The following is a 13,129-nucleotide window of genomic DNA, read 5'->3' as shown; positions in this document are numbered from 1 at the left end:
GGCCTGTTCCCGGCTCTGATGCCGGAGGCCCTCCGCGATGTCAGCCAAGTGACTGGCATCGAGATCGATCCCGTTACCGCCCGCGTCGCCCGGCTCCTGCAGCCGCGGGGCGGGATCCTCAATGCCGATTTTGCCCAGATCGACCTGCCACAGCACTTCGACCTGGCGATCGGCAATCCGCCGTTTTCCGACCGGATCGTGCGCAGCGACCGGTCCTTCCGGACGCTCTCGCTCAGGCTGCACGACTTCTTCATCGTCAAATCTATCGACCGGCTGAAGCCTGGAGGTCTCGCCGCCTTCGTCACCTCGAGCGGCACGATGGACAAGGCCGATAGCCGGGCGCGTGAGCACATCGCGCGACAAGCCGATCTGGTCGCCGGCATCCGCCTGCCCGAGGGCAGTTTCCGCGCCGATGCCGGCACGAATGTCGTCGTGGACATCCTGTTCTTCCGCAAGCGGCGGAGCGATGAGGCGGTCGGTGACGCCTCCTGGCTCGACCTTGTCGAGATCCGTCCGGCGACCGAGGATGAGGGCGCGATCCGCGTCAATCGCTGGTTCGCCGAACATCCCGACCTGGTGCTGGGAGACCACGCCCTGCGGCACGGCATCTACGGCCCCGACGAAACCTATACCTGCCTTCCGCACGCCGGCGTCAATCTCGAGGCGGCATTGTCCGCAGCCATCCCCGCCCTCCCGGAAGCACTTTATGACGGCGAGCCTGAAAACATCGAGGCTGACGCTGAAGACGAGGACGCCCACGCCGGCGATCTCGGGATGGCGGCGGAAGGCTCCATCCGCGAGGGCAGCTATTTCATCGGCAAGAACACCGCCCTGATGCAGATGGTAGACGGTGGGGCCGTGACCATCACCATCCGCAAGGGGAGGGGTTCGGACGGTATCCCCGAGAAACACGCTCGCATCATCCGCAAGCTGATCCCCATCCGCGACGCGGTGCGCGAGGTGCTGAAGGCCCAGGAATTCGACCGGCCGTGGAAGCCGGCACAGGTCAAGCTGCGCATTGCCTGGTCCAACTTCGTGCGTGAATTCGGGCCGATCAACTTCACCACGGTCTCGACCTCCGACGATGCGGAAACCGGCGAAGTGCGGGAGACGCATCGCCGTCCCAATCTCCAGCCCTTCCTCGATGATCCCGATTGCTGGCTGGTGGCGTCCATCGAGGACTACGACCTCGAGACCAATACCGCCCGGCCCGGCTCGATCTTCACCGAGCGCGTCATCGCGCCGCCGCCGGCGCCGGTCATCACGTCGGCCGCCGATGCTCTCGCCGTCGTGCTGAACGAACGTGGCCATGTTGACGCCGATCACATCGCGGAACTGCTGCATCGTGATGTTGCCGATGTCATTGACGAGTTGGGGCAGGCGATCTTCCAGGATCCGACGTCCGGTTCCTGGCAAACCGCCGATGCCTATCTCTCTGGCGCCGTTCGCTCCAAGCTCGCTGCCGCGGAGGCCGCCGCTGCGCTCGATCCAGCCTTTGCACGCAATGTCGAAGCGCTCAAGGGCGTGCAGCCCGCCGATCTCAGGCCCTCCGACATCACCGCCCGTCTCGGCGCACCCTGGATTCCGGCGGCCGACATCGTCGCCTTTGTCAAGCAGACGATGGATGCCGACATAAGCATCCACCACACGCCCGAACTTGCTTGCTGGACCGTCAATGCCCGCCAGCTCGGCTGGAGCGCCGCCGGCACGACCGAATGGGGCACCCATCGTCGCGATGCCGGGCAGCTGTTGTCCGACGTGCTCAATTCCTCGATCCCGCAAATCTTCGACACGGTGAAGGACGGCGACAGCGAGCGGCGCGTCCTCAATACGGTCGAGACCGAAGCCGCCAAGGAGAAACTGCAGAAGATCAAGACGGCGTTCCAGACGTGGATCTGGAGCGATCCGGATCGCACCGACCGATTGGCGCGGCTCTACAACGACACCTTCAACAACATGGTCCCGCGACATTTCAACGGGGACCATCTCCAGCTTCCAGGCGCCTCGGGCGCCTTTTCTCTTTATGGGCACCAGAAACGGGCGATCTGGCGGATCATCTCGGCTGGCTCGACCTATGTCGCCCACGCCGTTGGCGCCGGCAAGACGCTCTCGATCGCGGCCGCGATCATGGAGCAGCGCCGGCTCGGCCTCATCAACAAGGCCATGCTGGTCGTTCCCGGCCATTGCCTGGCGCAGGCCGCCCGCGAGTTCCTGGCGCTCTATCCGAACGCCCGGATTCTGGTCGCTGACGAGACCAATTTCGTCAAGGAGAAGCGGCATCGCTTCCTGTCGCGGGCGGCAACCGCGAACTGGGACGCGATCATCATCACCCATTCGGCATTCCGCTTCATCTCGATTCCCTCGGCCTTCGAGCTGCAAATGATTCACGACGAGCTCGAGGCCTATGAGGAGCTACTGACCAAGGTCGACCGGGGGGACCGGCTTTCGCGCAAGCGTATCGAGCGCATGAAGGAGGGGCACAAGGAAAGGCTGGAGGCGCTGTCGACCCGCAAGGACGATCTGCTCACCATCTCCGAGATCGGCATCGACCAGATCATCGTCGATGAGGCGCAGGAGTTCAGGAAGCTCAGCTTCGCCACCAACATGTCGACTCTGAAGGGCGTCGATCCCAATGGCTCGCAGCGGGCCTGGGACCTCTATGTGAAGTCTCGATTCATCGAGACGAAAAATCCGGGCAGGGCGCTTGTGCTCGCTTCCGGCACGCCGATCACCAACACGCTCGGCGAGATGTTCACCGTCCAGCGGCTGATGAATAATGCTGCGCTCGCCGAGCGTGGTCTGCACGAGTTCGACGCCTGGGCCTCGACTTTCGGCGACACCTCGACCGAACTCGAATTGCAGCCGTCCGGCAAGTACAAGCCGGTCACGCGTTTTGCCCAGTTCGTCAACGTCCCCGAGTTGATCGCCATGTTCCGCTCATTTGCGGACGTGGTGCAGCCCGCAGACCTTCGGACCTATGTGAAGGTGCCGGAGATCGATGGCGGCAAGCGCCAGATCATCACGGCCGAGCCGACCGCCGCCTTCAAGGCTTATCAGCGCCACCTCGATCAGCGCATCAAGGCCATCGAGGAGCGCGACGGGCCGGCGCAGCCCGGCGACGACATCCTGCTCTCGGTCATCACCGACGGCCGCCATGCCGCCATCGACCTGCGCCTGGTCATGCCGGCCATGGACAACGAGGAGGCCAACAAGCTTAACGCGCTTGTCCGAAACACCTTCCGCATTTGGCGGGAGACGGCCGAGAACGAATATGTCCGCAAGGACGGCAAGCCCTTCGACAAGCCTGGCGCCGGCCAGCTCATCTTCTCCGATCTCGGCACCATCAATGTCGAAGCCTCCCGCGGCTTCTCGGCCTATCGCTGGATCCGCGACGAGCTGGTCCGCCTTGGCGTGCCGCCTTCGGAAATCGCCTACATGCAGGATTTCAAGAAGTCGGAGGCCAAGCAGCGACTGTTCAACGATTTCAATGCCGGCAAGGTCCGGGTCCTGATCGGATCGTCGGAAACCATGGGCACCGGCGTCAACGTGCAGGCGCGGCTGAAAGCGCTGCACCATCTCGACGTTCCCTGGCTTCCGTCCCAGATCGAGCAGCGCGAAGGCCGCATCATTCGCCAGGGCAACCAGCACGATGAAATCGGGCTCTATGCCTACGCAACGCTCGGCTCGCTCGACGCCACCATGTGGCAAAACAATGAGCGCAAGGCCCGGTTCATCGCGGCCGCGCTCTCCGGCGACACGTCCATTCGACGCCTTGAGGATATGGGGGAGGGGCAGGCCAACCAGTTCGCGATGGCCAAGGCCATCGCATCGGGCGATCAGCGCCTGATGCAAAAGGCGGGGCTTGAGGCCGAAATCGCCCGTCTCGACCGGCTCCACGCCGCCCATATCGACGACCAGCATGCCATCCGCCGCCAGGTCCGCGACGCTGAACGCGAAATCGAACTGTCGACCCGGTGCATTGCTGAAATCGGGCAGGACATCGTCCGCCTAGTGCCGACCGTCGGCGATGCCTTCACAATGACCGTCACCGGGACCGTGTTCGCCGAGCGCAAGCTCGCCGGCCGCGCGCTGATGAAGGAAATCCTTACTCTCGTGCAGCTCCAGCACGAGGGTGACACGATCATTGGGCAGATCGGCGGCTTCGATGTCGAATATAGCGGCGAGCGCTTCGGCCGGGACGGGTATCGCTACACCACAATGCTGATGCGCACTGGCGCCGACCACGAGATCGAGCTTCCCGTCACGGTCACGCCGCTCGGCGCGATTGCTCGCCTCGAGCATGCTCTGTCGAACTTTGAGGGCGAGCAGGACAATTATCGCTGTCGGCTGGTGGATGCCCGCCGGCGTCTAGCCTCCTATCAGCCACGCATTGGCGAAGCCTTCGCCTTCGAGGCCGAGCTCGAACTGAAGCGGCAGGAGTTGGCCCATCTCGAAGCTGATCTCGCCGCCGGCACGGATAACAATCCCAGCCTTGTGGTCGGGGTGGCTGATGGTGGGATCCGTGAGGCGGCGTGAACGGAAGTCCAGTATTGCGACAGATGACGATCGAGGTCCAATACCTGCGTGGCCGGACTTTTGAAAGGGATGCTCAGACCCTCTGTGACGTTCCGAGACGGTGCGGCAATGACAGCCTCGCGCTCCCAAGTCGGTCGATTCAGCCGGTTTTCGGACAACCAAGACGGGTCATCGCCGGTGACACGCTTGAGAAATGTCAGGTGAGTCAGAATGCCACCTTGGCTTGGACCAGAACCTCCGGCAGAACATAAGCTGGAGGACATGCCGGCCATGACGAAGTTGGAAACGACAGACGGAGACATTCGCTCTGCGCTACACGCCAAACGATTGCGACGCGCCAAATCCCATCCCGATACGCTTGTGATCGACGAACTTGGCCTCGCGCACGCCCGGAGCCGCATCGACGTGGCAGTCATCAACGGCTGCATCCACGGCTATGAAATCAAGAGCGCCAAGGACAATCTCGACCGATTCGCGACCCAGATCGATATCTACCGCCAAACGCTACAGAAGCTCACACTCGTCGCCGCGCCGAAGCATCTCGCGGGCATCATGAGTCACGCACCCGAATGGTGCGGCGTGATCGCGGCCGAGCAGGGACCAAGAGGTGGAATCAACTTCCGGGTGTTGCGAAACGCCGCCGCCAATCCCGAAATCGATCCGGTCATGATGGCGCACCTGCTTTGGCGCGATGAGGTCATCCAACTTCTGGGCCAAGCCGGATATGCGGCGAAGGACCTCCGGCTGCCGAGAAAGAAGCTTTACGAGATGCTGTGTGAGGCCATGACCCTCCGCGAGATCACCGCCTCCATCCGCGCCTTCATGGTGCAGCGCCAAGCGTGGCGAGGTCGCCCAGCACATGTGTGATGTGGTGGTTGATTGCCACCTCCTTCCATCGCGTCTGATTGCTCGGTCCTTCCTTGTGAACCGCGCACTTTGCGATGTAATCGTCACCGCTTGAATAGCCGGCACCGTTGAACTTTCCCGACGCTACTATTGACGCGCAGTGGCCATGCATCTGCGTGCGATCGTCGTTGAATGCCCCACCCTTTCGCACTTCCCAGGCTGCCGGCGTCGTGTAAACGAGCTTGCCTGCCGCCTTGATCATGCGCATGTCCAGAGCCTTAAATTCCGGATGGACGATCGTGTAATCCCCGAAATTCGGCTGTCGCATGCCGGCCGGAATCTTGCCGAGCAACACCTGGTAAAAGAGCCAATCGTGGCGTGGAAGCCGGTCAGCGCCCTTGGCGACATCCTTGAATGTCTCGGGAATCGCTGTGCCGATGACGACCAGATTCCGGACGGCATACAGGTCGCCAAGTCTGCGCATGGCCGCGATGAGGGCACCTGCGAAGGCGTCATAGGGCTCGAAATTCGGGCCACCGAGATCAATGATCAGGTCAACTTCCGAAAGCTCCAAATCAAGTGCTGCCGCTAATCCCTCGATGCGGGAGCGAGCATTGGGCTTCATCAGATCTTCGAGCCGGATCGAGATCGCCACCCCAAGTCCGTCGGTCGCGGCAATCGTCCGGACAGACGCGATGATGGAAGTCGCAGCGTCGAGGGGAACCGCCGGTATCGCATTCGCCCGGAACGCGCGCAGAGCTGCGAATACATAGGTGGGTATATCCCGCCCATCATCCATGGGCTGATCAGCGATGCCCGGATGAATACTTACCCACGCGGGCCGCTGCCCCCATTTGGCCTTGAACCGGGCGGCGAACGGATGAACGTGTTCATGGACCGATTTCTTCGGCTGCCGCAACTCGAAGTCGTATTCGACCTCGGGGATGGTGATGTAGGGCACAATGCGATCCTTGACTGCACCAGCCAGGCGGAGAAGCGCCTGGTATTCGCCCTGCCTCCACCGCAGCGCCGGAACATACATGTCCTTAGTCAAGATCATCGCTCGCCTCCTCAAGCTGCGAGCGCACCTGATCCCGACCAACCAGATCATTCAGGATGGTGTAGTTGCTGCGCTCCTTCCTGATGCGTCCCGCGATAATGCTCGGATCGATGCCGATCGTCTCCGCGTCGATCTTCACTGCCTCTTCCGACATGGCAAAGCGGGACAGACACTGATCCCACAGCGTTTCCGGTATCAGCGCGTCGAGCGCGAATTTGTCAGCTTCCGCCTCAATCGTATCACCGTCATTGCCGCTTTCCTCGTCGAAGAAGTCGAAGCGCAAACCGTCGAAGAGATGCAGGAAAACGTGACCGAGCTCGTGCATCAGCACGAACCAGAAATTATCCAGCCGGTCGTATCGCAACGTAAGGCCCACAACCGGCGTATCGCCGTCGGCAAGCATGGCTGCGCCGTCGAGATACGATCCCGAGAGGTGCCGTTCGACGATAAGCACGATGCCTTTCTCGGCCAACAGATCACGGGCACGCTTCGGCCCGTCCTGCCGTTTCGTGAGACGCACCAACTCCGGCAGCCACCGGTCATCGAGTTCGAAGGTTCCGATCTCTTCTGCTTCAATCTTACTACGCGCCCGCTCCAGAATGCGCGCCTGCCACGCGAGTAGGGCGTATTCGTTCGGCACGTTCCCGCTGCGCATCTTCTTGCGGTGAAACGCCGTCGCAAATTGCGGTCCGGCCGCGTGCAAGAAATATTCCTTCACGCACTCAATCGGGTTTGCCCCGCGCGGTAGATCAAACCATTTGCGTTTGATCATCTCCTTGTAAGGAAGCTGACCCCAGACGATATCGTCGGCATCGCCCCACGCGAACACCGATCCGCCGGCCTGCTTCGGTCCCTCGAAACTTCCTGACGCCTTCACACCGAGCGCCTTCGAAATCTCAATCAGCCGACCAAGGCTTGCGCCCATGTAGTCGGTCGCCTCATAGCGCTGCACCTGTTGCGGCTTCATGCCGAGCTTTTCGGCGAGATCTGTCTGACTCATGCCGGAGGCAATTCGCGCGTGCACCAGCACGCGCGGCAACTCTTCTAGCGCATAGGATTTCGAGAATGAGACCTGGCCAGATTTGAGCAGGTCGTATTCGGCAAGCTCGGCTTCGATGTCGGCGATCTGGCTTTTGAGCCCATCGATCTCCGCCTGCTTGAGCCATGCCTGATCCGATGCGCGCGCGTCCGCAGCAGCAAGCGCGTCTCGCAACTTCGCTAGCTGCGCACTCGATACGCCATACTGTTTGTCGCTGTAAATCATGGCTGCACCTTCCCGGAGAGAAGCGGATCGGCCGAAAGCGGAATGGAGATGATCCCTTTCTGTTTTCCTGTGAAACGATCCAGTTGGAAAAAATCGACGAATGCCTGCCCGACATCCACGCACATCATCGAGGACGGAAAGAACTCGCCCTTGAATGCCGCTTTCTGCGCTGCCCGACCGTTCGCAAATTCCAGGAACACGGGATCAAGCTTGGCCGGGTCGACCCCAGTAGGATCCCAGCATGCATCGAAGTCGCCGGGCCTCGGCTTGCCGGTCACATAGCTGCCGTCGAGATAGATCGCCGGACATCCAGCCAATCGCAGTTTGCCAGAGGCGAGAACGAGGCCGTCGAAAAGCTCACGCCGCCAGGCATTCGTTGCGAAAGCAGCCGCCACATCTTCCAAACTCGCCGCGTGCGCCCCAGGGGGCAGAACGGTCCACGGAGAGCCGGGCAATGGGACGAGGGCAGGAATCATGCTTACAACAATAATGTTGTAAGCGCTAAAAGGCAAGCCCGGGATCATCCGTCGCCGCCGCTAATTTGGGAGGGCAACAGGAACAGCGTTCTCGGCTCTTGCGAGACGATCCGCATTCAGCCGCAACGTTGCGCAGATCGGAAAAAATGGTGAAACCGGGAGGGAAAGAAGCCCTTCTCGCGGATCGGCCGAACCGGTGACGCTGGCGCTCAACTGCCTGGCTCGCGATCCCGGCCGCATCGTCCTTCGCAGGGCTGAGAGCCCCGCTTGGCCTGTCGGGCAGGGATGCTCGACAGGCAGTTGCACCGGCCCGTCCGCTCCGCGGGCGGGGAGATGTCTTCGGAAAAGAAGACGGAGAAGGGCCCGCGATCGGCGGTGTCCGCAACCCGAAACGGAGCATCCCAATGGAACTCAAGTTTGTCGATCCGCGCGCGCTCAAGGAGAATCCCGACAGAGCACGGCGTTCGAAATCGAGCCCGCAGGCGGACGCCCTGCTGCTCGCCACAATCAAGGCCGTCGGCATCGTGCAGCCGCCGGTCGTCGCCCCGGAGACCGAAGGCGGCAACGGCTATGTCATCGACGCCGGACATCGCCGCGTGAAGCAGGCGATCGCGGCGGGCCTCGCGGAGATCGCCGTGTTGGTGACCAAGCGTGCCGAGGACGGCGGCGCCATGCGCTCGCTTGCCGAGACGTTGGCCCATGAGCAGCTCAATCCGGTCGACCAGTGGCGGGCGATCGAGCGTCTGGTTGCGCTCAACTGGACCGAGGAGGCGATCGCCATTGCGCTGGCATTGCCGGTCCGCCAGATCAAGAAGTTGCGGCTTCTGGCGAACGTGTTTCCGGCCATGCTCGATCAGATGGCCAAGGGCGACATGCCCGACGAGCGGCAACTGCGCACCATCGCGTCCGCCTCGCTTGAGGACCAGAAGGAGGTCTGGAAGAAACACAGGCCGAGCAAGGCCGATCCGCAGGTTTCGTGGTGGAGCGTTGCGCAGGGCCTGACCAGAACCCGCATGTATGCACGTCATGCGAGCTTCGGCGACGATCTCGCGCAGGCCTACGGCATCGCGTGGGTCGAGGATCTGTTCGCTCCGGCCGATGAGGACAGCCGCTACACGACCGACGTCGACGCCTATCTCGGCGCCCAGCAGGAATGGATGTCGAACAACCTTCCCAAGCGAGGAACAATCGTCGAGGTCGGCCAGTGGGGCGAGGCCAAACTGCCGCCCAAGGCCGAGCGGGTTTACGGAAAGCCCGGCAAGTCCGACCACACCGCCATGTATCTCGACCGTGAGGGCAAGGTGCAGACGGTCGCCTATCGCATGCCCGAAGCGAAGAAGCCGAAGGGCAAGGGTGATGCAACCGACGCCGCAGGTACGGACACGGGGCTGGTCGCTACCAAGACCCGTCCGGACGTGACGTGCAAGGGGATGGAGATGATCGGGGACTTCCGCACCGATGCGCTGCACGATGCGCTCGCCCGCGCGCCGATTGAGGAGGACACGCTGATGGCGCTGCTCGTTCTCGCCTTCGCGGGCAGGAACGTCTCCGTCGATTCCGGTTCCTCGGGCACGGTCTACGGCCACGCGCGGCTGGAGCGCCACGCCGCCCTTCTTTTCGGGGAAGACGGCAGGCTCGTATACGATCGTGAGACGCTCAACCAGGTCGCGCGCAAGGTCCTGATCGAGGTCCTCTCATGCCGGGAGAACAGGACCAACAGCGGCATCGTCGCTCGCGTCGCCGGCGATACCGTCGGCGCCGACGGCTTCCTGCCGAACATGGGCACGGACGAGTTCATGTCGTGCCTGTCGCGGCCGGCGCTGGAGGCGTCCTGCAAGGACACGCCAGTCCTGCCGCGTGCCCGCGTCAAGGACACGCGTGCAGCCCTCGCCGAGCACTTCAAGGAAGGCCACTTCGTCCATCCCTCGGCCCTGTTCGCGCCCGACGTCGCCGAGCTGACGAGCTGGACGGCCCGGCACGCCGCGCCGGACGAGGCTGACGACGACACCGCGCGGGAAGTCGATGAGCTCGAGGGTGATCAGACCGGGGCGACGGCAAACGAGCATCCGGTCGATAACGGCCACATCGTCGAAGAAACTGAAGCCTGGCGCGTCGCCGCCGAATAGGCCGCCAATCCACGTCCTCCCGACCCATCCCGCCGCCGGCAATCGCGCCGGCGGCGGTTCTGTTTTCATCAACAGCACCACTGGAGAGAAACAATATGTCCGCTCAATTGATCTACGATCTCGTGCCGCTCGGTTCCATCATCCGCTACTCCGACGGCACACCGCGCCCGCCGGAACGTCATCGGAAGAAGCTCTCGGCATGGGAGAGCGCCAATAGCGGCGGCCGCCTGATCCGCAAGACGCCCGCCCGGCAGGCCGGGCAGTATTCATCGCCCGCGCATTTCACGCTGCATGAAGGCGATTATGGCAGCGGCAGTGTCGTCGTCCTGCGCGTCCACAAGAGCTTTTCGGTCGATTGCGGCTTGAAGTTCGTGGTGAACTCCCGACCCGCACCGGGCTCGATCCAGGTCTTCGATCGCGCCGGCGAGGGTGCCGAACTCGTCTATCTCGCCGCCAGCCGGCAGGACGCGGAGACCTGGCTGCAATCTCACGGGTACCCGAACGCAGTGCTCGAAGAGGTATCGGTCGACACCGTGGCAGCCGACGCCGTCGAGGGGAGGGCGGCATGAACACCACTGCTCAAACCGAGGCAACGACCGACAACACCCCCGGATTCCCGGAGGCGTATTACGGGCGAACGAGCGATGGCCTCTTCGCGGCACTGGTTGGCGAGAACGCCTTTGCGATGATCCCCGCCTACAATGGCGGACACTATCTCGGCCACGCATGGAAGCTGCCTCTGCCCATCAGCGAATGGAAGCAGTCCAGCTTCTATGGTCACGGCGGGCAGCTCGACGGCAAGGCGGCGTTCCGCACCCGTGTCGAGGAGAACGCCCGACATCAGGGACAATTGCGTAGACTGGCCCGCCGCAACATCGCGGCTCGTCAAGCAACCCCATGGGGGCTCTCGGATCATGCCACGCACTATGCCGAGGGCATTGTTTGCCATTCGACCCCGAGCCATGGCGGGTTCCATCTCGACCCTGACCGCAATGCACGGATCCACCCGCATCTGCGCAGCGCCGACGGGTTCTACGAAGAAGATTGCTGCTGGGCGGCCGTCGCACAGGCCTTTCCCGACCTTTTCACCGATTTCGAGAAACGTTGCGCCGAGGAGACGATCCGGCACTGGTATCCCGATGCTTGGCGATCCCTCACGTCCACACCTAAACGATTGCGGAAGGCCGCCTCATGACGATCACGGAGCATATCGCCATGCTGGCGACCATGGAAGCTGCTCGCCGGGAGACGCATGCCCATCTCCGCCTGATCGAGCGGCAGATCACGGCGCGCGCGGAACGCCTGATGATCAGTTTCCGCGCCAGATCACGCGACTACCGGAAGTCCAGGTCGACATGGAGCCATGCCGACGAGCAGCTTTACCAGGCCACGCTATCGGAGCTGACCTTTTCGCGTCATCGCGAGGTCGAGGGGCTGTCACGCAAGCTCGCCCGCCAGGACGTGGCGATCGCAGCCTTCCGTCGCCGCCACGGTCTGCCGGAGGTCGATGCGGAGCCGGATATGGCGGGCCTCCGCGCGGCGTGATTCTTGCCGGTGCATCTCCATGCGCGCTTCCTCGTGCCCCGACCTGCAATCGGGAGGGGCAGTCCTGTCCGGAATCGTGAGGGGTGTGCGGGTAGCAGGGCAACATCCGGGTAGAGCAGCGGAGCGCCTGCCCAACCGTGCTGCCGTCGGAGGCGGATTGATCCGGTCGCACGTCCTCACGCGAGCCAATCTCATGGAACCATCCCCGCGCCGGACTTCCCGGCGGGTTTGCTGCGGTCTGAACCGGCGGCTGGCCCCTTCAAGGCCGCTTTGCGCCGCGATGCGGCCGGAGCCCGCCGATCTCGACAAGGCCGGCCCGCGTTCCGCGCAGGGCTGTCAGCCCCGCTTGCCCGCAGGCCAACCTTGCTCGCCTGGCAGGCCCCGGACCCTGAAGCGTCCAGCTTCCGCCGGTTCTTTTCGACCGCACCCGCAGGGAAGACCGGCACGGGGCCGGATCGCCCGAAGGGCATCGCTAGAAAGGATCGCTTCATGTCCAGTTCAACCCGCTCCACCAAGACCAAGGCTCGCGTCGTCCAGCTCCGCAAGGGCACCACCCTCGAAATGGTGCGCCTGTGCTGCCCGGACGCCAACCAGGCCGCACTCATCTCCGAAAGCTTCGGGCTTGCCGTCCTCGACAGCGACGGTATCCGGGAGTTTCACGAGCGCACCCTGATCGAGAGCGCCGACACCCTCTCCGAAGGCCTTTCCGACAAGGCCATGCAGATCCATCTCCAGCGGATCGTCGGTTCCCATGTCGGGTCGGCCTACGGAGCGGGACAGTTCTATTCCAAGGCTGTCACCGAGGCCAAGGACGCGACCGCCCGGCTCGCCAACGACATGCGCGACGAGGATCGCGACGGCCCGGTCGGATTCGACAGCGCCGCCCAGCGCAAGCGCGAATTCGCCGCCGACATGGGTATCCAGGCCCACGCGCTGCGCATGGCGGCCGAGGGCGTGGTCGCGGCCTACGAGCACATCGTCGGCGAGAGCTGGAAGCCCTACGAGCGGCAGGCCGAAAATCCCGGCCAGACCGTCAGCCGGCAGGCCGCCGACCTCCAGATGGCCGCTCTCGGATAGCGGCCGCGGGCGGGGCTCCGGCTCCGCCCTTTCCTTGTCCGTTTCCTCGTAGGCCGCACCCGATGGGGTGCCGGCCTTCTTCTATGTCGCGGCTGACGCCGCTGGGCTTCCGCGGGACCGAGAGGCGGAAGGGAAGCAGGAATACCCATGGCGAGGCCGGCGCAATCGCAGCCGTCACGATCATTGGTCCTGCTCCGGT

The 13,129-nt window shown here is 63.2% G+C and carries 10 protein-coding genes; 7 read left to right on the top strand and 3 right to left on the bottom strand.

The annotated features are described in order from the left end of the window. Together VE25_RS19415 and VE25_RS19410 are read left to right on the top strand one after the other, a co-directional pair. On the top strand, window positions 1-4,536 hold a 4,536-nt coding region (locus VE25_RS19415), incomplete at its 5' end, for a helicase-like domain-containing protein (RefSeq protein ID WP_046110328.1). A gap of 270 nt (window positions 4,537-4,806) precedes the next feature. Continuing rightward, a complete protein-coding gene (locus VE25_RS19410; protein WP_244466985.1) occupies window positions 4,807-5,403 on the top strand; it encodes a sce7726 family protein in 597 nt (198 codons plus the stop codon). On the opposite strand, the gene VE25_RS19405 is transcribed toward VE25_RS19410, so the two are convergent. The 3 genes from VE25_RS19405 to VE25_RS19395 are packed head-to-tail and all read right to left on the bottom strand — an operon-like array spanning window position 5,357 to window position 8,230. Next, window positions 5,357-6,442 (bottom strand): beta family protein, encoded by a 1,086-nt coding sequence (locus VE25_RS19405; protein ID WP_083989068.1) that lies wholly within the window; start codon window positions 6,440-6,442, stop codon window positions 5,357-5,359. The genes VE25_RS19410 and VE25_RS19405 overlap by 47 nt on opposite strands. Then, window positions 6,429-7,706: an XRE family transcriptional regulator gene (locus VE25_RS19400; RefSeq protein WP_046110310.1), complete on the bottom strand. Its 1,278-nt coding sequence runs from the start codon at window positions 7,704-7,706 to the stop codon at window positions 6,429-6,431. The genes VE25_RS19405 and VE25_RS19400 overlap by 14 nt, the downstream gene beginning before the upstream one ends. Beyond that, window positions 7,703-8,230: a DUF6932 family protein gene (locus tag VE25_RS19395; protein ID WP_244466984.1), complete on the bottom strand. Its 528-nt coding sequence runs from the start codon at window positions 8,228-8,230 to the stop codon at window positions 7,703-7,705. Before VE25_RS19395 ends, VE25_RS19400 begins: the two co-directional genes overlap by 4 nt. Window positions 8,231-8,586: 356 nt before the next feature. Between VE25_RS19395 and VE25_RS19390 the strand changes: the two genes are divergently transcribed. From VE25_RS19390 to VE25_RS19370, 5 genes are all read left to right on the top strand, one after another. Continuing rightward, window positions 8,587-10,308 carry a ParB N-terminal domain-containing protein gene (locus VE25_RS19390; RefSeq protein WP_046110309.1) on the top strand — a complete coding sequence of 574 codons (1,722 nt, stop codon included), beginning with the start codon at window positions 8,587-8,589 and terminating at the stop codon, window positions 10,306-10,308. A gap of 95 nt (window positions 10,309-10,403) precedes the next feature. Next, window positions 10,404-10,877, top strand: a complete 474-nt coding sequence (locus VE25_RS19385) for a UCP036055 family protein (protein ID WP_046110308.1) — start codon at window positions 10,404-10,406, stop codon at window positions 10,875-10,877. Then, on the top strand, window positions 10,874-11,503 hold the full coding sequence (locus VE25_RS19380; protein WP_052732091.1) for a DUF7007 domain-containing protein: 630 nt from the start codon (window positions 10,874-10,876) through the stop codon (window positions 11,501-11,503). Before VE25_RS19385 ends, VE25_RS19380 begins: the two co-directional genes overlap by 4 nt. Beyond that, complete coding sequence (locus VE25_RS19375; RefSeq protein WP_046110307.1) at window positions 11,500-11,853, top strand: hypothetical protein; 354 nt, start codon at window positions 11,500-11,502, stop codon at window positions 11,851-11,853. The genes VE25_RS19380 and VE25_RS19375 overlap by 4 nt, the downstream gene beginning before the upstream one ends. Window positions 11,854-12,342: 489 nt before the next feature. Further along, on the top strand, window positions 12,343-12,930 hold the full coding sequence (locus VE25_RS19370; RefSeq protein ID WP_046110306.1) for a hypothetical protein: 588 nt from the start codon (window positions 12,343-12,345) through the stop codon (window positions 12,928-12,930). Window positions 12,931-13,129: the final 199 nt, after the last annotated feature.

The sequence above is a fragment of the Devosia geojensis genome, from assembly GCF_000969415.1.
Taxonomy (GTDB): domain Bacteria; phylum Pseudomonadota; class Alphaproteobacteria; order Rhizobiales; family Devosiaceae; genus Devosia; species Devosia geojensis.
This window is presented reverse-complemented; position numbering and strand designations above follow the sequence as displayed.

Bases quoted from the DNA above. Each gene is read 5' to 3' on its own strand.
- VE25_RS19400 (WP_046110310.1), bottom strand. From the start codon at position 7,706: ATGATTTACAGCGACAAACAGTATGGCGTATCGAGTGCGCAGCTAGCG.
- VE25_RS19385 (WP_046110308.1), top strand. From the start codon at position 10,404: ATGTCCGCTCAATTGATCTACGATCTCGTGCCGCTCGGTTCCATCATC.
- VE25_RS19375 (WP_046110307.1), top strand. From the start codon at position 11,500: ATGACGATCACGGAGCATATCGCCATGCTGGCGACCATGGAAGCTGCT.
- VE25_RS19405 (WP_083989068.1), bottom strand. From the start codon at position 6,442: ATGATCTTGACTAAGGACATGTATGTTCCGGCGCTGCGGTGGAGGCAG.
- VE25_RS19380 (WP_052732091.1), top strand. From the start codon at position 10,874: ATGAACACCACTGCTCAAACCGAGGCAACGACCGACAACACCCCCGGA.
- VE25_RS19395 (WP_244466984.1), bottom strand. From the start codon at position 8,230: ATGATCCCGGGCTTGCCTTTTAGCGCTTACAACATTATTGTTGTAAGC.
- VE25_RS19410 (WP_244466985.1), top strand. From the start codon at position 4,807: ATGACGAAGTTGGAAACGACAGACGGAGACATTCGCTCTGCGCTACAC.
- VE25_RS19370 (WP_046110306.1), top strand. From the start codon at position 12,343: ATGTCCAGTTCAACCCGCTCCACCAAGACCAAGGCTCGCGTCGTCCAG.
- VE25_RS19390 (WP_046110309.1), top strand. From the start codon at position 8,587: ATGGAACTCAAGTTTGTCGATCCGCGCGCGCTCAAGGAGAATCCCGAC.